Here is a 21,254-nt window from a genome sequence, read left to right as displayed (position 1 = left end):
AGGTCGGCCGCGCCGGCGTAGCGGCCGCTCAGGCCGACGATGGCGATCGCCCGCTCGGCGGGCGCGGGGCGTGGCGCAGGCGACGGAGTCGGCGCTGGCCGAGGTTCATGGTCGGCGCCCGGAGCGACCGGGGTCGCGTCGCCGGTCCAGCGCGCGCACGCCGCCGGGTCGCTGGCGACCAGGTGCGCGGCCACGCCGGCCAGGGTCGGGTACTCGTAGAACAGGGTCTTGGAGACCTCCTCGAACACGGTCGCCAGGCGCGCGTTCAACTGCATGACCATGATCGAATCGATGCCGTAGCTCTCCAGCGGCTCGTCCACGTCGATCCGCGATGCGCTCAGCTTGGTCACCGCGGCGAACAGCGCCTGCACCCGCGCAAGCACGCGCGGGCCCAGCGTCGCCGCCGGCGCCGCGACCGATGTCGATGTCGATGTCGAGGGCGGTACCGACGGCGACTGCGCCGGGCGCGTGGCGCCGTACAGCACCTGCACCTGCGCCTGGCCGCTCGCATAGGCCTGCGCGAACGCCGTCATCGCCGCCGCCGTCGGCATCGCCTCGATCCCCGATGCGCGCAGCTCCTCACGGCGCAACGCGTCCACCCGCATGCCGCCCTCCTCCCACAGCGGCCAGCCCACCGACAGCGTGTGCCCGTGCGCCTCGCCCCGGGCCACCGCCGCCGAGCGCTCCTGCGCGTACGCATCCATGAACGCGTTGGCCAGCGCGTAATCGCCCTGCCCCACGTTGCCGTGCGCCCCCGTCGCCGAGGAGAACAGCACGAAGCAATCCAGCGGCAGCTCGCGCGTGGCCCGGTCCAGCAACACCGTGCCGCGCACCTTCGGCGCCAGGACCGCCGCGTAGTCGGCCTCGCGCTTCTTCAGCAGGAATCCGTCGGCGAGCACGCCCGCCGCGTGCACCACCCCGTCCAGCCGGCCGTGGCGCGCCAGGATCGTCGCCACCAGCGCCGTCACGCTCGCCGCGTCGGTTACGTCGGCGCGCTCGTAGGCCACGCGCAGGCCCGCCGCGCGCAACGACGACAGCGTCGCCTCCACCGCCGCCGAGGCCGCCGAGCGTCCGCTCAGCACCACCGTCGCGCCCGGCGCGCGCGCGCCGATCTCCCGGGCGAACAACTGGCCCACGCCACCGCCGCCGCCGGTGATCAGATACACCCCGTCGCGCTTCCACGGGCCGTCGCCGGTCGCCGGGCCGGCCAGCGGCCGGTAGCTCCGCGCCTGTGCCACCTCGCCGTCGAAGCGCAGCTCCGCCGCCTCGCCCCGCGCCGCCAGGGCCAGGCACGCCGCCACCTGCGAAGCGTCGTCCAGCGAGGCCACGCCCAGCACCTGGCCGCGCAGGCGCGGCTGCTCCAGTCGCGCCGTCTTCAGTAAGCCGCTCAAGGCCTGGAACACCGGCGCCGCCGCCGGGACCACCACCTGCACGTGCAGGCCCGTGCCCGGCGTCGTGCGCAACCATGCCTGGACCCGCTCCAGCAATTGCCAGCCCGCCCGCGCCACGCGCGCGTCGAGACTGGCGCCGTCGTCGGCCGCCAGCACATCGACCCGCGCCGCCGGCAGCTGCGCCGCCAGCGCCGCCGCCGTCGTGCCCGCCGGCCAGCCGGCCAGCAGCACCCAGCGCTCACCCTCGACCGGCGCCGTCGTCGGGCCCGCCGTGAACGGCACCCAGTCCGGCGTCAGCAGCAGCGGACGCGCCGATGCGACGTCGTCGGTCGGTGCCGACGATGCATCCGGAAACCAGTGACGGACCTTGGCGAACGGATAACCCGGCAGGTTGACTCGCCGCGCGGCCGAATCCTCGTTCGCCCGAATCCAGTCGATCGACGCACCGCCCGTCCACGCGTGCGCGATCGATACGAGGTCGCCCTCACGCATCCAGGTCGTTGCGCGCGTCGACGCCCGTTCGTCGCGGGAGTTCGCGTTCCATGCCTCGCGGTCGCGCGTACGCTCGCCCGTGAACGACGATCCGTTGGCCTGCGCCACGCCGTCGCGTGCGAAGTCACGCAGGCGCCGCGTCAGTTCCGCCGTGTCGCGCACGATGAAAGCCAGCCGATGATCGAGCGCCACGCGTCCGACCTGGAGCGTGTAGGCGAGATCGTCCAGCGGTATGTCGACCTGCTCCAGGAACGTGTGCAGCCGCCAGGCAAGCGCGCGCAGCCGCGTCGCGTCCCGTGCGGACAGGACGACCAGCGCGGGTTCCCCGGAAGCGCGCCGCATCGCGCTGTCGTTGTCGACGTATTCCTCGAGCACGACGTGCGCGTTCGAGCCGGTGGCGCCGAACGAGCTGAGCGCGGCCCGGCGCGGTACCGGCGTGCCGGCGTCGTCCACCAGGGTCGGTGCCGACCATGCCTCCGTACGCGTCTGCACGACGAAAGGACTGTTCGCCCAGTCGATGCGCGGATGGGGCGTGTTCGCGTGGAGCGACGCCACGCGCGTGCGGTGCTTCAGCTGCAATGCCGCCTTGATGAGGCCGGCGATGCCGGCGGCACCCTCGGCGTGTCCGATGTTGGACTTCAACGATCCGATCGCGCAGAAGCCGACGTCGTCGGTCATGCGGCGAAACGCGCGGGTAAGTCCTTCGATCTCGATCGGGTCACCGAGCGACGTACCCGTGCCGTGGGCTTCGACGTAGCCGATGCTGCGCGCGTCGACGCCCGCCCTGGCGAGGCAAGCCTCGATCATCGCCGCCTGGGCGACGGGGCTGGGCACGGAGAAGCCACTGACCGCCCCACCGTGGTTGACGGCGCTGCCGCGAATCACCGCATAGATCGCGTCGCCCTCGGCCAGCGCGTCGCGCAACGGCTTGAGCAGCACGGCGCCGACCGCCTCGGCGGGTACGTAGCCGTCGCCACCCTCGCCGAAACTGCGGCAGCGTCCGTCGCTCGAGTGCATGTCGGCCATGCCGTAGCCGAGGTATTTCGCCGGGTGCAGGGACAGGTTCACGCCACCGGCGAGGGCCGCGTCGCATTCTCCGCGCCGCAGGCTTTCCACCGCCAGATGCACGGCCGTCAGCGATGACGAGCACAGCGTGTCCACGGTGATGCTCGGGCCGTGGAAATCGCACACGTAGGACACCCGGTTCGCGATCATTCCCGACGACAGCGACAACGGCAGCAACTGGCGGTCGCGCAGGCGCTCCACGCCCAGCAGCGCGTAGTCCTTGTGCATCGCGCCGGCGAAAACACCGACCGTCCGGGCCGGGCCGCCGGGCCGCGCCGCCGCCAGCGTCGCCGGCGTGTGGCCGGCATCCTCGATGGCTTCCCAGGCGACCTCGACGAACTTGCGTTCCTGCGGATCCATGGTTTCCGCGTCGCGTGGCACCACGTGGAAGAATTCCGCGTCGAAGCTGTCGGCGTCGGCGATGAAACCGCCCCACCGCGACATGGCCTTGCCGGAGGCCGAGATCACCGGATCGAGCAGGTGCCAGTCCCAACGCGAGGGAGGAACCTCCGATACGCAATCGCGACCGGCCAGGAGGTTGCGCCACAGTTCACGGACGTCGCTCGCCTCGGGAAAACGTCCCGCCATACCGACGATGGCGACGCCCTCTACGGATACGTCGTCCGTCGCGCAGGCGCCCGTCGCCGTCGCGGCGGTCGTCGTCGGTGGCTCGCCGCCCCGTTCGCGCAGGTGTCGGGCCAGCGCACGCGGCGTGGTGTGTTCGAAAAGCAAGGTCGGCGGCATCGGCACAGACAGGCGATCCTCAACGACCTGAGACAGTTCCAGCAGGGACGCCGAATCCAGGCCCATGTCGTAGAACCCACAATCCGCATCCACGTCGTCGGGGCCGACGCCCAGGTGCCGGGCGACGATCTCACGAACGAAGTCCTCCAGCACATGCACCGGGTCGAGATCGTCGGTGCCGCCGATGGACGCGGCCGGCGCGGCCACCGCCTTGGTGGACAGGTCGATGAGCTCGGCGACCTTGGCGCCCGTCTCATCGAAGAAGTCGAGCGTGACCGAACCCACATCGCCACGCATGCGCAGGGCATCGTGCCGGATGCGGGCCACGCAGCGTCCGTCCAGCGGGCGCGAAGCGCGGAACGCATCGAACGATATCGGCAGCAGCAGCGGCAACGGTCCATCGTGCTCCGCCGCCGTGGCGAGGCCGCCCGTACCGATGGCGCAGCTGTCGAGCAAGGCCGGATGGAACAGCAGCGCCATCCCCTCCGCCCGGCTTGCCGCGTCGACCGCGCAGTCGACGTAGATCGCTTCCGCCGTGCGATAGCGCACGCCGGAGGGTTTCATGAAGGCGCGATGGACCAATCCGTGCGCGACACACTGCGCGTGGATACGCTCCAGCGGAATACGCTCCACGCATGCTGCCGCTACCGCGTGCAGGTCGATCGTCTCGTCGAACCGGACCGGTTCGCCGCGAACGACCCTAACACTGCCGTAGCGCCGCCGGGGCTCGCCCGGCGGTGTGCCATGGATGTCGACCTGCCACGTGGCGTCGTCGATGCGGCGTCCATCGATTTCGACGTGTATCTCCTCGCCGGCTGATACGGACAGCGGGTGGTAGATGGAAAGGCGGCGCAGCGTCCACTGGCGATGGTCGAATCCATGCTCGCGAAGCAGTTGGTACACCAGATCCACGTAGGCCAGCCCGGGGAGCACGTGCCGCCCGTGAACGACGTGATCGCGCAGCACCGGATGCCGTGCGCTCAGGCGGAACTCGTCTCGCAAGGAATCCATTGCAATCGCTGCCTTTTCAGTGACTGGTCGCGGGCTCTTCTTTCCAGAAATTCCCCGTCGCACGCTTCGCCGGCACGTGGACGGCGGCCGGCGCGGGCGCGGCCAGGTCGATGCGGTTCAATGCGGGCGCCTGCAGGGGCGATCGCGTCGGTACGTAACCGGCGGCGTCGAAGGCCGACAGCACGACATGCGCGTTGGTACCGCCATCGGCGAAGGAGTTGATCGCCGCCGTCGGCAACGCTGATTCCCACGCACCGTGATCGCGGCAGAACGACAGCCCCGCCGCGTCGGCATCGAAATGCGCCAGGGGCTGTTCGGCCGAAAGAAACGGCACGCGTCGGCGATGGTGGAGCATGAGCGCGACCTTGATGAAGCTCGCGATACCTTCCGCGCAGAGGGGATGACCGATGTTCGGCTTCATCGAACCGAGCTCGCAGCGACGTTCGAAGCCGCCGTATACCGCGGCGATCGCCTTCAGCTCGAGCAGGTCGCTCACTGGCGAGCCCGCGCCGTTCGCCTCAACGTGGGTGACGTCTTCGGCGCGCAGGCCGCTGGCGACCAGCGCTTCGCGCATGACGTCGACCTGGGCATGCATGTTCGGCGCGCCCGGTCCGGCAGTGCGTCCGTCGTTGTTGATGCCTGTCGCCTTGACGACGGCGTAGACGGTGTCGCCGTCGGCGCGGGCCCGCTCGAGCGTCTTGAGCAGCACCATGCCGGCGCCCTCGCCGAGGATCGCGCCCTGCGCGCGTCGATCGAAGACGTGGAAACGGCCTTCCGGTTGCAAAAGGCCCCGCTGCCTGAACAACGCGAGCGCCGCGCCCGTCTGCAGTACGTTCACCCCGCCCACCAGGGCCGACCCGACCCGGCCCGAGCGCAGCGCCTGCACGGCGAGATCCGCGGCCACCAGGGCCGACGAGCACGCCGTATCCACCATGAGGCTGGGACCGCGCAGGTCGAAGAACTGCGAGACGTTGGCGGCGAGGTAGTTCTGGCCGGTAGCGAGGATCGGGTTCGGCGCCTGGCCCAGGCGTGCGTCGTCGGCCCGGTGCTGCGATCGTGCGCCGAGGTAGACCCCGGTCTGCGAGCCGCGAACCTCGTCGGGACGGTAACCGGCGTGGTACCAGGTCTTCAGCGATTCCTCGAGCAGGATCAGCGCCTGCGGATCCATCGCTCGCGCGTCAGCCGGCGCGAGCCGGAAATAGTCCGCGTCGAAACGCGCCGGGTCGTCCAGCAGCGCCGCATGGTCGTCACCGCCACCCGCCCAGCGTTGTTCGGCGAGCGGCCGGATCGACGAGCGACCGTCGCGCAGGAGTGCCCAGTACGCGTCGAGCGTGTCGCAACCGGCGAAGCGGCATGCCATGCCCACCACCGCGATATCGCCGTTCGCGGCTGCCGTGGATGGCGGGCGGGCCACCGCCAGGGTGGACGCACGAGCGACATCGGCCCCGGGCGGCGCGTCTACCGGCGCATGCGACGCGATGGCAATCGCCGCCAGGGCCTCGCCGTGATGACGTCGCAGCCAGCCCGCGAAAGCGGCGATGCTCGGATGTTCGTAGAGGATCGACGGATCCAGGACCTGACCGACCGCCTTGCCGACCGGTGCCAGGAGCTGGGCGAGCATGACCGAGTCCGCGCCGTAGTCGGACAAGGGCGCGAGCGGATCGATGCGGGACGGTTCGATGTCGAGGTGCCCCGCGGCGAGCGTCAACAGCCATGACTCGATGCCGGCATCGGTGCCGACCGGAACGCGCGGCGCGTCCACGGCGGCGGGACTCGGCGCACGGGTCGGCGGCGGCGCGTGGCGCAACGGACCGGCGGACCACCGTTCGTCGTCGACCCATGCGGGCAGGACGGCGCCGCGGTAGCCGGCGGCGAGCAGGTCATCGAGCAGGGCCAGGCCCTCGTCGTCGTCGAGGGTAAGCAGGCCACTCTCCCTGTACGGACGACCGTGCGCCGCGCCCATCCCGGTCTGTGCCCAACTGGGCCACTGCAGGCTGACGACCGGCTCACCGGCGGCCGCCCTCGTCACGGCGACGCTGTCCATGTAGGCGTTGGCGGCAGCGTAGTCGGTTTGCCCCACGGCCAGCGCCGGCAGCACCGCGGATACCGACGAGAATAGCGCGGCGAAGGCCAGCGGCTGGTCATGCAATCGGGCGAAGACATTGTTCAGTCCAGCGACCTTCGGTTGCAGCACGCTGGCGATGCCGTCGAGCGACTTGCCCACGAAGGCCAGATCGTTCGCATCGAGCCGCCCCGCGCAATGGATGAGGCCGCGGATGGGACCCATCGTATCGACGACCTGCTCCAGTTCACGAGCCAGGGCGGCTTCGTCGTCCAGCGGGACGCTCGACACGCGGATCGACGCGCCGGCGGCTTCGAGCGCCAACAGGTCTCGCACGCGCGCCGCGAAGGGTCCCGTTCCGGCGGCTACCTCCGGCCACTGCTCCCGGGCGGGGAACGCCTCGCGACAGCTGAGCAGAAGCCGACGCGCACCGTGACGGTGGACGAAATGACGTGCGCACAGGTGGCCCAGCCCTCGCGTTCCGCCGGTGATCCACAACACCTCGTCGGGTGCGAAGCGGTGCGTGCGGCCGTCTCCTGCACGGGGCGCCGGGGCGTCTTCCAGCGTCGCGACGTGGCGGACACCTCGCTGCCGTAGCGCCTGCACGTCGCGGGTGTCGGCGAGCCATTCGGCGTGGATCCACCCAGCCTCGCGTTCGACGTCGTCACCCACGGCGTCGAGGTCGAGCTGTCGGGTGGACAACCGGGTGTATTCGCTTTGCAGGCCACGTACCAGCGCGGCATGCCACGTCGTGCCGTCGTCGATGCGCGCGGCGTGCACTTCTTCGCGTCCGCGGGTTACGCAGAGTGCGCGACCACCGTGCGCGGCGCGCGCGCGGACCCATGCCTGCCAAGGGCCCAGCCGGCGCAGGGTGGCGTCGTCGGTGGTGGGCTCCAATGCAAGTTCGATGACGCCCTCGTAGTCGCCGATCGTTTCCGCCGGCATCGCCTGGAAGTCCGCCGGTGTCACGGCGTGCCCGTTGGGCAGGCGCGCGCGCAGGGCCGTGACCAGGCCAGCCGATGGGTCGTCCGTGACGACCAGCACGCGCTGCGTGGAAGGTGCGGCGACGGAAAGCTCCGAGGGTCGCCATACTTTCGAAAGAATGCGACGACGCCGGGCGGGCGCCGCGCCGGCCGCGATACGGTCGACGGGCCGGGCGATGCCCGGCACCCAGTAGTGTTCCGGCGCGAACGGATAGGTGGGCAGCGGCACGCGTCGCGGGGCGCGGCCGGCGTGCAGGCCGCGCCAGTCGACCGGCACCCCCTGCACCCACAGCGCGAGCAGCCGGCCGTACTTGCCGCGCTCGATCCAGCGGGCGAGCGCGTGCCGGAGTTCGTCGTCGCTGCCGAACAGGGCCAGCGCGTCCTGCCGGCGGACTTCGCCCTGATGCGTATGCGCGCCCTGCGCGCCGTGCGCGAGGTAGTCGCGCAGGCGCATGCGCAATTCGTCGAGCGTACCGACGACGAAGGCCAGCCGGTGGTCCATCGCCTCACGACCGACCTGCAAGGTGTAGGCGAGGTCGTCCAGGGCCGGGGTCTCGCGCTCGAGGTGGGCGAGCAGGCGCCGGACCTGCTCGGCCAGCCGCTCGCCGCTGCGCGCCGACAGCGGCACGACCTGCGGCCGCATCGGCGCGGTGGCGGCCGCGACGGCCGGGGCGATGTACTCGCGCACGATCAGGTGCGCGTTGGCCCCGCCGGCGCCGAAGGACGACAGGCCGGCGATACGTGGCATCTCCCGCGACTCGCCGTCGCGCTCGCCCCGCGGACGCGGCCAGGGCTCCAGCGTGCGCTGGACGCGGAAAGGCGTGTCCTCGAAGCCGATGTGCGGGTTGAGCTCCTGCGCATGCAGCGAGGGCACCAATTCGCCGTGGCGCATCTGCAGGAGCACCTTGGCCAGGCCGGCGATGCCGGCGGCGCTTTCCAGGTGGCCGATGTTGGACTTCACCGAACCGATCGCGCAGTACTGCCGGTCGGCGGTGAACTGGGCGAAGGCCTGGGTGAGGCCGGCGATCTCGATCGGATCGCCCAGGCTGGTGCCGGTGCCGTGGGCCTCGACATAGCCGACCTGGCGCGCGTCCACGCCCGCCTCGCGCAGCGCCTGGGCGACCACGCGCGCCTGCGCCTGCGGGTTGGGCACGGTGTAGCCGTTGGTCTTGCCGCCGTGGTTGATTGCGCTGCCGAGGATGACGCCGTGGATGTGGTCGCCCGCGGCGATCGCCCGTTCCAACGGCTTGAGCAGCACCGCGCCCACGCCCTCGCCGGGCACGTAGCCGTCGCCATGCGCGCCGAAGCTCTCGCAGCGTCCGCGGCTGGAGGCGAACTGGGCCTGGGAGATGGCCAGGTACTTGTTCGGATGCACCGACACGTTGACGCCGCCGGCGATCGCCGCCTGGCATTCGCCGGCGCGCAGGCTGCGGCAAGCCAGGTGGATCGCGGTGAGCGAGCTGGAACACATGGTGTCCACCGCCAGGCTCGGGCCGTGCAGGTTGCAGTAGTACGAGACGCGGTTGGCGATCGACGAGGCGCTGCCGCCCAGGGCGAAGGGCTCGCCCAGGGCCTGCGCCTGCGCGCCGTAGAGCTGGTACTCCTCGTACATGACGCCGACGAACACCCCCACCGCGTCGCCCGGGTCGTCTTCGCCGCGCAAGGTGTCGCGGGTGTAGCCGGCGTCTTCCAGCGTCGCGTAGGCGCATTCGAGGAAGAGCCGCTCCTGCGGATCGAGGAACTGCGCCTCGCGGGGCGAGACCTGGAAGAACAGCGCATCGAAGCGGTCGACGTCGTCGATGAAGCCGCCCCACTTGCTGTAGCTGCGGCCCAGGGTGCCCTTGTGCGGGTCGAAGAAGCCGTGCAGGTCCCAGCGTTGGGCCGGGATCGGCGTGATGCTGTCGCGCCCCGCGCGCAGGTTGTCCCAATAGGCGTCCAGGTCGACGGCCTGCGGATAACGCCCGCTCATGCCGACGATGGCGATGCCGGCGCTCGCAACCGGGGCGGCTGCGGGGAGCGCGTCGGCGAAACGGCGACGACGCGCGCGCGGTGCGGCCCCGGCGACCGGCGTGGCCGTGCCCGCGGCCGGCGCGAGAGGCGCCGGCGCGCCGGCCCACGGCAGTCGCGCGACCAGCGCCGGACGATGCCGTTCGATGAAATAGCCGGCCAGCGCGTCGATGCTCTGGTACTCGAACATCAGCGTCTTCGGCAGCGAGCCGAACGCCTCCTGCAGTGCCGCGACGAGTTGCACGGCCAGGATCGAGTCGATGCCGTACTGCTCCATGGGCGCCGCCGGATCGATGCGATCCGGCGAAAGCTTCAACGCCTGCGACAACAGTCCTTTCAGGTACGCCACCGTGCCGTCGACGAGATCGCCGGCATCGGTACCAACGGTCGGCGGCAGGTGTGGCGCACTCTCGTCATCCGTGGCGCCGGTATCCGCCGGCGTCCCGGCGACGACGGACGACGGCATGGGCGCGCCGCCGATGACCAGGACCTGCGCATGGCGCGTCGCCCACGCCTGTCGCAGGGCGACGAGACCCTGTTCGGTTTCCAGCGCGTGGATCCCCTGCCCGTTCAACTGGCGGAGTATGGCGGGGTCCAGGCGCATGCCGCCGTCGGCCCACAACGGCCAGTCGATCGACAGCGTGCGGCCATGGCGCGTGCCGTCGGCGACGCAGCGTTGCCGATGACGTGCGAACGCGTCGAGGAAGGCGTTCGCGGTGGCGTAGTCGCATTGGCCCACGCCGCCGACGATGCCCGCGACCGACGAGAAAAGCAGGAAGCAGTCGAGCGGGACGTCGCGGGTGGCAAGGTCGAGATTGACCGTCCCGGCCACCTTGGCCGACCACACCGCGCGGAGCTGCTCGACCGATTTGCGCAGGATGAAGGCATCCTCGATGACGCCGGCGCTGTGGACGATGCCGTCCAGGCGGCCATGCATGGCGAGGATGTCCCGCACGCAGGCATGCACGGCATCCGCATCGGCGACGTCCAGTGCCAGGTAGTCCACGCGCAAGTCGTGGCCGTCTGCCGCCAGGCTCGCGACGAGCCGTCGTTTCGACGCATCCAGCGCAGAGCGTCCGGTGAGCACCAGGCGGGCACCACGCACCCGTCGGGCGATGTCGCGTGCGACGATCAGGCCCAGCCCACCCGCACCGCCGGTGATCCAGTACACGCCACCGTCCTTCCATGGCCCGGCCGCCGCCTGGTCCAGCTCGACCGGCGTCTCGTCCAGCGCGAACACCTCGCGCCCGCCGTCGCGGTAGCGGACCTGGACCTCGTCCGCCGCAGCGGAAAGGTTCGAGCGCGAGGTCTCGCCCAGCGTCGCGGCATCGGTGTCCGTCGGCAATTCGATGACCTGGCCGCGAAACAGCGGATTTTCCAGCGTCGCGCTCTTGAGCAGGCCCGCGACCGAGCCCGTGAGAGACCCTTGCGACGCTCCCCAGGCATCGCCATGCCGGGCGATCATCAATTGCAGCGTCACCGTGTCGCGGGGCCCTCCCTGGAGCATGTCGCGAACGGTCTGGAAGACCGCTTCCCATGCATCCGCAAGCGACGCCACGTCGACGACCGGGGGCAACACGAGCCAACGCGACGCGGCATCTTCGGCGCGAAGCGCATCCAGGTGATGGGCGAAGGCGGCGTCGAGGACGATCCATCGCGCGGCTCGATCGACGGGTGCGTTACCGGCCGAGGCCAGAGCGCGTGCGTGCCACCGTGGCGTCATCAGCATCGCCGGACCGGTGCGCGGCCTCAGCACCTCGCCGGCCAGTCGACGCGAGGTGAGACCGCGCAGGCGGATCGCCACACGGCCCCGCTCGTCGCAGAGGTCGACGTCGACGACACGCGATCGCGCACCGTCGCCGTCGCGTTCGCGGATGAGCGCGACGGCGCGTTCGCCGCACGCGGCCCAGATCTGCAGCGAATCGAGCGCGAAGGGCAGCAGCGCGGCATCGGCGGACCCGTTCGGCGCGACGCCGTCCTCCGGCATCCACAGCCCCGCGATCGCCTGCAGGGCACCGTCCATGAGGCTGGGATGCAGGAGGTAGCGGTCGGCCGTGCCGCGCACCGGTTCCGGGAGTACCAGCGACGCAAGCACTTCGTGGCGCCCATCCTCGCGTTCGCGGATGCGCAGCGATTCGATGGCACGCATCGCCGGCAGGTAATCCAGGCCACCGGCCTGGTGCAGGGCGTAGCAGGCGTCGCCGTCGACGCGGCGCACATCGGCCCAATCGTCGAGCGCCACCATCGGCGCCTCGACGGAGCTGCGACGCGGCACGTTGCCCTGCGAATGCACGACGCGCCCGGACGCTCCCTCGCTGTAGATCTCGAACTCGATCTCGTCCTCGCCTTGCGGATACAGGGCGACGTGCAGGGCCACGTCGTCGGTATCGGCCACCGTCGGTTCACCCCACGAGACATGGCGCAGCTCGAACATGCCGGTGCCGTGCTCGCCGCCACCGTGTTCGATCGCGGCACGCGCCATCTCGAGGTAGGCGACCGCGGGAAGCAGGCGCCGTCCGTGCACGCGGTGGTCGCTGAGGAAGAATTCCTCGCCCGTGAAGCACGAGGTGAAACGCTGTTCGTCAAGGTCGGATGTATTTCGATGCAGCAGCGGATGGAGCACCGACTGCACGTCGTCGATGGACTTGCGCTTGCGCTCGTCTGGCGCCCAGAAGCGTTCGCGGTCGAACGGATAGGTGGGCAGCGGCACGCGTCGCGGGGCGCGGCCGGCATGCAGGCCGCGCCAGTCGACCGGCACCCCCTGCACCCACAGCGCGAGCAGCCGGCCGTACTTGCCGCGCTCGATCCAGCGGGCGAGCGCGTGCCGGAGTTCGTCGTCGCTGCCGAACAGGGCCAGCGCGTCCTGCCGGCGGACTTCGCCCTGATGCGTATGCGCGCCCTGCGCGCCGTGCGCGAGGTAGTCGCGCAGGCGCATGCGCAATTCGTCGAGCGTACCGACGACGAAGGCCAGCCGGTGGTCCATCGCCTCACGACCGACCTGCAAGGTGTAGGCGAGGTCGTCCAGGGCCGGGGTCTCGCGCTCGAGGTGGGCGAGCAGGCGCCGGACCTGCTCGGCCAGCCGCTCGCCGCTGCGCGCCGACAGCGGCACGACCTGCGGCCGCATCGGCGCGGTGGCGGCCGCGACGGCCGGGGCGATGTACTCGCGCACGATCAGGTGCGCGTTGGCCCCGCCGGCGCCGAAGGACGACAGGCCGGCGATACGTGGCATCTCCCGCGACTCGCCGTCGCGCTCGCCCCGCGGACGCGGCCAGGGCTCCAGCGTGCGCTGGACGCGGAAAGGCGTGTCCTCGAAGCCGATGTGCGGGTTGAGCTCCTGCGCATGCAGCGAGGGCACCAATTCGCCGTGGCGCATCTGCAGGAGCACCTTGGCCAGGCCGGCGATGCCGGCGGCGCTTTCCAGGTGGCCGATGTTGGACTTCACCGAACCGATCGCGCAGTACTGCCGGTCGGCGGTGAACTGGGCGAAGGCCTGGGTGAGGCCGGCGATCTCGATCGGATCGCCCAGGCTGGTGCCGGTGCCGTGGGCCTCGACATAGCCGACCTGGCGCGCGTCCACGCCCGCCTCGCGCAGCGCCTGGGCGACCACGCGCGCCTGCGCCTGCGGGTTGGGCACGGTGTAGCCGTTGGTCTTGCCGCCGTGGTTGATTGCGCTGCCGAGGATGACGCCGTGGATGTGGTCGCCCGCGGCGATCGCCCGTTCCAACGGCTTGAGCAGCACCGCGCCCACGCCCTCGCCGGGCACGTAGCCGTCGCCATGCGCGCCGAAGCTCTCGCAGCGTCCGCGGCTGGAGGCGAACTGGGCCTGGGAGATGGCCAGGTACTTGTTCGGATGCACCGACACGTTGACGCCGCCGGCGATCGCCGCCTGGCATTCGCCGGCGCGCAGGCTGCGGCAAGCCAGGTGGATCGCGGTGAGCGAGCTGGAACACATGGTGTCCACCGCCAGGCTCGGGCCGTGCAGGTTGCAGTAGTACGAGACGCGGTTGGCGATCGACGAGGCGCTGCCGCCCAGGGCGAAGGGCTCGCCCAGGGCCTGCGCCTGCGCGCCGTAGAGCTGGTACTCCTCGTACATGACGCCGACGAACACCCCCACCGCGTCGCCCGGGTCGTCTTCGCCGCGCAAGGTGTCGCGGGTGTAGCCGGCGTCTTCCAGCGTCGCGTAGGCGCATTCGAGGAAGAGCCGCTCCTGCGGATCGAGGAACTGCGCCTCGCGGGGCGAGACCTGGAAGAACAGCGCATCGAAGCGGTCGACGTCGTCGATGAAGCCGCCCCACTTGCTGTAGCTGCGGCCCAGGGTGCCCTTGTGCGGGTCGAAGAAGCCGTGCAGGTCCCAGCGTTGGGCCGGGATCGGCGTGATGCTGTCGCGCCCCGCGCGCAGGTTGTCCCAATAGGCGTCCAGGTCGACGGCCTGCGGATAACGCCCGCTCATGCCGACGATGGCGATGCCGGCGCTCGCAACCGGGGCGGCTGCGGGGAGCGCGTCGGCGAAACGGCGACGACGCGCGCGCGGTGCGGCCCCGGCGACCGGCGTGGCCGTGCCCGCGGCCGGCGCGAGAGGCGCCGGCGCGCCGGCCCACGGCAGTCGCGCGACCAGCGCCGGACGATGCCGTTCGATGAAATAGCCGGCCAGCGCGTCGATGCTCTGGTACTCGAACATCAGCGTCTTCGGCAGCGAGCCGAACGCCTCCTGCAGTGCCGCGACGAGTTGCAGAGCCAGGATCGAGTCGATGCCGTAGTGTTCCAGCGGTGCCCGTGCGTCGATCCGCGTCGGTGGCAGTCGCAACGTGCGCGACAGCAGGTCCTTGAGATAGGCGACGGTCCGCTCGTGCAGCTCCCCCGTGTCGTCGTCCGCGGTCGTCGCCTCGGCCGAGAGGGGCAGCGGCGTGGCAACGTCGACCGGCGCCGCTTCCCGGCCGTAGGCGCGCGAGGCGAGCCCGTCGAAGCGCACGCAGAGCCGTCCGGACGCGTCGCACAGATCCACGTCCAGCGTGTGCAGCGAATCGCCTGGTGCCGATGGGCGCAGATAGGCCCACCCGGTCGTCGGCGCGGGATGGAAGACGTCGAGACCGTCGAGCGCGAACGGAATCATCGGCTGGCGTGCGCGCGCCTGGCCACCGTCCCCGGCGACGTCGTCCGCGAGCAGCGCGATCGCCGCCTGAAGCGCACTGTCCATCATGCCCGGGCTCAGCGTGTAGCCGGAACCGGCGGCATCGTCATGCAAGGCGATCCGGGCCAACGCGAAAGGCCGTCCGTCGGCATCCGCGCCGACGTGCACTTCCTGCAGCCCGCGATGAGTGGGACCGTAGTCGATGCCGGCGGCGGCGAACGTCGCATAGCAGGTATCCGCATCGAGGATGCGTGCGCAGGCGGCCCGCAGTCCGTCGAGGTCGAGCACCGGCGGTTCGTCATCGGCGACGGCGGAGCGATGACACACGCGGCCCTGGACGTGGGCGACACGCTCGCCGGGCGGGCTGCTCGCGACGATGTCGAAGTCGACGTCGCCGTCGTCCCGCGCGCCGAGTTCGACGTGCAGCGTCGTGTCGCCGTCGGCGACCACCGGCCGCAGCCACGCCACGTCGCGCAAGCCGACCGGACGCTTCCCTTCCCCATCCGGATCGCCGCCGTAGGCGACGGCGGCCATGGCCATTTCAAGGGCGACGACGCCCGGCAGCATCTTCCGGCCGCCGACCACGTGATCGGCGAGGAACGGCTCCTCGCCGGTGAGTCGCGTGGTGAAGCGGAGCCCCAGGAGGTCGGAAGTGTTCTGTTGCAGCAGCGGATGCGGCGACGCCAGTCCGGCGCCGGGTGTCCGTGCATACGCGAGGAGCCGCATCGCCTGGGATCTGGTCAACCGCCCTTCCATGGTTTCCCGCAACACGAACTCCGGATACTTCATGAGTGGAGCCCCGCATCCATGCGTTCGAGCGTTCGCAGGGCATCGTCGAGAGTCAGGTTATGGCCCAGCAGTCCGTCGATCAGCGCCTCGATCGGACCGTTGCCGGCGCGCGCCGCCTCGTGCGTTGGCGCGGCGTCCGCGCCGTTGCTGTGTCGACTCTCGTGCAGGTTCACCCAGTAGCTCTCCCTCGCGAACGGATAGGTCGGCAGGCTGACGCGCCGTGGCGAGAGTCGTGCATGCGCGGCCGAACCGGCGTAAAGCCGATGCCAATCGATTGCGAGCCCCCGGGTCCACCTCTCCAGCATTCTGGAGTATTCGCCTTTTTGCAAGCCTGCATCGAGAGTGCCGTCGTCATCGCCTCCCGTCGACTCGCCGGGACGATGCGTCACGACGCCCACGGTTCCCCTGTGCGCGCGATCTGCCACGAAGCCGGCGAGTTCCCCGGCCAGTTGTTCCATCGACTCGACGACGAAGCCGAGCCGATGGTCCATGGCTTCCCGTCCGACCTGGAGGGTAAAGGCCAGGTCGTGCAGGTCGGGTGCGGAGGGGCCGCTCACGGCGGCGAGCAGGCGCTGCGCCTGCTCGCGCAGGGCGGCCGCCGTCTTCGCCGACAACACCACCAGGGCGGGCGCGCGCACGGGGGCGCGCGACGGCTCGGTCGCCTCAAAGGATTCGAGCACCACGTGCGCGTTTGAGCCGCCGATGCCGAAGCCGCTGACGCCCGCCCGGCGCGGGAGCTCGCGTCCCGCCGCGTCGACCGGCGCCGCCCACGTCACGGTCTCGCAGGCCAGGTAGAAAGGGCCGTCGTCCAGTTCCAGGTAGGGATTGGGCGACTTCAGCTGACCGTTGCCCGGTATGCACCGGTGGGCGAACATCAGTAGCACCTTGATCACGCCGGCGACGCCCGCCGCGGCTTCCAGATGGCCGACGTTCGTCTTCACCGAACCGAGCGCACAGTGGCGCCGCACGGTCTTTCCAGGACGACGCTCGCGGTGCAGTTCGTCGAAGGCCGCCTTGAGCGCGTTGACCTCCACCGGATCGCCGAGGGCCGTGCCGGTGCCGTGCGCCTCGATATATCCCACCGTGGCGGGGTCGATACCGGCGCCACGATAGGCATCCACCAGCAACTGGCGCTGGGCGAGCGGGTTGGGCGCGGTCGGCGACGATGCCCGGCCGCCATGGTTTTCCGCGCTGCCGACGATCACGCCGTAGACGTGGTCGCGGTCGGCCCTGGCGGCCGCAAGCGGCTTGAGCATGAGCACCGCCACCCCTTCGCCACGGCCATAGCCGTCGGCGGACGCGTCGAAGGTCTTGCATCGTCCGTCGTCGCTGAGCATGCCCGCCTGATGGGCGCGCATCCCGTTGACCGGGTTGACGATGACGTTGACGCCGCCGACGAGGGCGGCCTCGCACTCTCCCGACTGGATCGCCCGGACCGCCCGGTGCAGTGCCACCAGCGAGCTGGAGCAGGCGGTATCCACCGGTTCGCTCGGTCCGCGCAGGTCGAGCAGGTAGGAGAGCCGGTTCGCGATCATGAAATGGAACGCGGCGTCGCCGCCGAACGGCGACGACATGCCCGCGAGCTGGCAGAGGTCTTTGTAATCGGACGTGGATACGCCGACGAAGACGCCGGTCCGGCTGCCGGCCAGGCTGGTCGCGCGGTAACCGGCGTCTTCAACGCACGCCCAGGCGTGTTCGATGAACAACCGTTGCTGCGGATCCATCGCACCCGCCTCGATCGGGGTGATGCCGAAGAACATCGGGTCGAAGCAGTCGATGCCGTCCATGTAGCCGGCCAGGCGCACCGCGGCCGGAAGCGCCGAGCGATCGGCGACGAGTCCGCCGGTCAGGGCCACGCGTTCCAGCGGCATGTCGCCGATCAGATCCGCATTGTCCGCCAGGCGGGTCCAGAACTCGCCGACGTCGGCCGATCCGGGAAAACGCCCGCTCATGCCGATGATCGCCACGCCGTTCGACGTGTCTTCGACCGGCGCGGGCACGGACGTCGAGGGCGCGGACATCGAGGATCCCGACGTCGATGCCTGGGCCGTGCCGGCCCGTCGCGACGGGCGTGCCGGCGTGGGCGACGAAGCGCTTCGCGCATCCGCGGGCGCGGCCGCGGTGCCTGCGAAGGCTGCCGCGTGGCGCGACAGCAGGTGCCGGGCCAGCGCGGTAAGGTTGGCGCATTCGAAGAACACCGTCGGCATCAGCTTCAGGCCGTAGCGGCGATTGAGGTGGTTGGCGTACTCCGTGAGGTAGATCGAGTCGAAGCCGTAATGCGACAGCCCGGTCGACCCGTCGATGGCGTCGGCCTCCATTTTGAGGACGGTGGCGGCGACCCCGGCGAGTTCGCGCGTGAGCGATGCCAGGCGGGCGTCGTCCGTCGACGAGACAGGGGGAACGGCGCTTTCCGGATCCGTCGGCGTGGCCGACGGAGCGTCCGCGAACAATACGGCGCGCAGCGTATCCGGCCGCCCCTGGGCGACCAGGAGGCGTGGGGTACCCGTATTCGTCGCCCAGGCGAGGCTGGCCAGGGCCTCGGCGGTATCCAGCGGCTCCAGCCCGATCATGTGCCGGGCCTGTTCCTCGGTCTGCGCGTCGACGCGCATGCCACCTTCGCGCCATAGCGGCCAGTTGATCGAGCAGGTGTGGCCCTGCCGGACGCCCGCCTCCACCTGCGTTTCTCGATGCAGTGCGAAGGCATCGAGAAACGCGTTGGCGGCGGCGTAGTCGGCCTGGCCCGGAGTGCCCATGACGGCGGCGAGCGACGAGAACACGGCGAAGAACGCCAGCGGCGCGTCGCGCGTCGCCTCGTCGAGCACGAGCGTGCCGGCGATCTTGGGCGCGAGTACCTCCGCGGCCTCGGTGGAGGTCTTGCGGGCGAGCCACGCGTCGCGCACGACCCCGGCGGCATGCAGCACGCCGCGCAGTCGCCTGCCGCGGAACGATTCACTGGCGAGGGCGGCCTCGACCTCGTCGGCTCGCGTCACGTCGCAGCGGACGTAGCACGCATCGATACCGTCGGCGCGCAGCATGGAAAGCCATGCGTCGTCGGTCGGCGGCGTCCTGCCGCTCACCACGACGCGGACGCCCGTTTCCCTGCCGACATGGCGGGCGAGCAATCGGCCGATGCCGCCCGCGCCCCCGGTGATCCAGACCACGTCGCCGGGTTGGAGCATGGTTAAACGCCCGGCATGGGTCGTGGACTGCACGGGCGCCTCGTCCCAGCGAAGAACCTGGCGCGTACCCTCGTGGTAGCGGACGGCGCTCGCGTCGTCCGTCGCGTCCGCTTCGGCGACAAGCCAATGGCGGAGGCTTTCCGGGTCGGCGTGGGAGGACGCGGGATAGCGCAGCAACCTGCCGCGAACACGCGGATGTTCGTTGCGTGCCGTCTTGAGCAACCCCTCGATCGCCGCGTGGGCATGCCAGGCCTCGTCGTCGGGAAGCGGCAGCAGCACGTGCGCGTCGCGCCCCGCGCTGATGAGTTCCTGCACCAGGGCCATCGCGCGGAGGACGTTGTTCGCGATCGCCTCCGCCGACGTCGGCGGATCGAGCCGGACGACGCGTGCCGCAGGGAAGGCCTCGAGGATGCATCGATGCAGGGACGCCTGACCATGCGGGACCAGGAAGACCGGATCGTGCGTCGCATCGCGTCGCATGCCGGCAGCCTGCGGCGCATCCCGCCATGCGGGAACGGCGTGGATCACGTCGGGTCGGCGGACGGCCGCCGGCGATCGCGCCGTGAAGCCCTCCAATCGCACCAGGCACTCGCCGTCCGTGTCGAGCACGTCGATGTCGTAACGCCGGATCGCGCCATCGCCCGCCGACACCTGGCGTACGTGCGCGTGGCACGCCGACGGCAGCGTGCTCGCGTGGATCCACAACGCCTCGAGCGTGAACGGCAGGCGTAGCTGCCGTTCGCCGTCCTGGATCAGCGAGAAGCAAACGGCGGCCAGTACCGCGCCGTGCATCAGGGACGGATGCAGCACCCCGGCGTGAACCGGCAAACCCGATGCCGGCAGTTCGAGATGAGCGATCGCCTCGTATTCGGCGTGCCGGATCGAACGGATGGGGAACATCCGCGGCCCATGCATCACGCCGAGCAGCTCGTGGCATGCGCTGCCCTCGATCCGCGCCGGGCAACGCCGGACCACGCCGTCGAGGTCCGCGCGCGGCGGTCGTGGCGGCGCGTCGTCGGCGTTCGTCAGCAGGACGCCCTGGGCGCAGGTCGAATCCGGCATGGGCGTGTCGGTGGCCGATATCGTGAAGTCCACTCCGGCCGCGCTTGGCGCAAGATGGGTGTAGAGCGTGGTTTCGCCGGGAGGCGCGGCCATCGGGCTTCGCCAGACGACGTGCGTCATGCCGACGACGGCGTGCCCCTCGCGTCGCTCGGCGGCGGCGCGCGCGGCTTCCAGGAAGACCACGCCCGGCACGATGTGCCGGTGGTCGGCCAGGAAGAATTCGTCCCCGCGCAGGACGGTGGCGATCGGCTCATCCGCGGCCGTGCCGCCCGATCCCGGCGAGATCAGCGACAGGCCGCGTATCGCGACGACGACCTGCCCCTCCGCGTCGCATACGTTGACGTCGATGGTGGCCGTCCGCGCCGCGGCATTTCCGTCGACCTGCTCCGCGGGACGCATGCGCAGGTGGGCCCACGCCTCCGCGGGCATCACGTCCCACACGTCCACGGCGTCGGCGGCGAAGGGCACCGTTCCCGGCGTGGGCGCGCCGTCGTCGCCGTCGTGCCGGGTTCCGGTCGCCACGCCGAGCACGGCCTGCAACGCGCCATCGAGCATGCTGGGGTGGACGATGTAGCGATCGTGGGTATCGGCCACGCAGGACGGAAGGCGTAGATGGGCCAGCACGTAGCGGCCGTCGAGGTCGTCGCCGGCGTGTAGGGCGACGATCGACCGGAAAGCGTCGCCGTAGCGGAGCGTGCCATCGCCCTGCCCGGCCGCGAGGGCCTTGCCATCCCACGCCGGAGCGGCGTTCGCGCGAAGCCCGTCGAGGTCGAGCCGATCGGGGCGGCGCGCGGAGGCATCGAGCACGACGATGCTGCCCTGGGCCAACACGGTTTCGTCGCGGGTCGCCGCGTCGCGTGTGTGGATGTCGAACGCGACGTCACCCCCCGGCGAGTTCGTCAGTCGCGTATGCACGTCGGTGGCGGAACTCACGGCCAGGGGACGGATCCACGCGATGTCGCGCAGGCCTATCCCATGGTTCGCGCTCGTTTCTTCGGTCGAGAGTGTGGCGGCGCGGCAGGCCATCTCGATGTGGCAGGCGGCGGGCAGCGTCGGCCGGCCGTTAACCACGTGGTCGCGAAGGTAGAACTCCCGCCCGTCGAAGGTCGACGTGAAACGCTGCGCGGCCAGCGTCGAGGTGTTCCGGTGCAGCAGCGGATGGAGCATCGAGGGGGCCGACGGGGTCGTCCCGACCGCTGCGTGGCCGTCGACCCAGTGCCGCTCACGCTCGAAGGGATAGCCCGGCAGCGGGATGTGGCGCGGGGGCGGCGTGCCGAACAGGCGCGCCCAGGGCAGCGTGTAGCCCTGGCAGTGCAGGTCGGCCAGGGCGTGCAGGATCTC

At 70.8% G+C, this 21,254-nt stretch carries 3 protein-coding genes; all 3 read right to left on the bottom strand.

Annotation, left to right across the window (positions count from 1 at the left end; all coding sequences use genetic code 11):
• A partial coding sequence (locus JNG39_RS20960; RefSeq protein WP_368313905.1) for an SDR family NAD(P)-dependent oxidoreductase occupies nucleotides 1–4,703 on the bottom strand: 4,703 nt, incomplete at its 3' end.
• Between the two features lie 16 nt (nucleotides 4,704–4,719).
• Nucleotides 4,720–15,627, bottom strand: coding sequence for an SDR family NAD(P)-dependent oxidoreductase (locus JNG39_RS20955; protein WP_368313904.1), 10,908 nt, complete (start codon nucleotides 15,625–15,627; stop codon nucleotides 4,720–4,722).
• A gap of 41 nt (nucleotides 15,628–15,668) precedes the next feature.
• The coding region (locus JNG39_RS20950; RefSeq protein WP_368313903.1) for an SDR family NAD(P)-dependent oxidoreductase at nucleotides 15,669–21,254 on the bottom strand (5,586 nt) is incomplete at its 5' end.

Source organism: Luteibacter sp. CQ10, from assembly GCF_040900725.1.
GTDB lineage: Bacteria > Pseudomonadota > Gammaproteobacteria > Xanthomonadales > Rhodanobacteraceae > Luteibacter.
The sequence above is the reverse complement of the archived record's forward strand: the minus strand, read 5'-3'. Positions and strand labels throughout refer to the sequence as shown.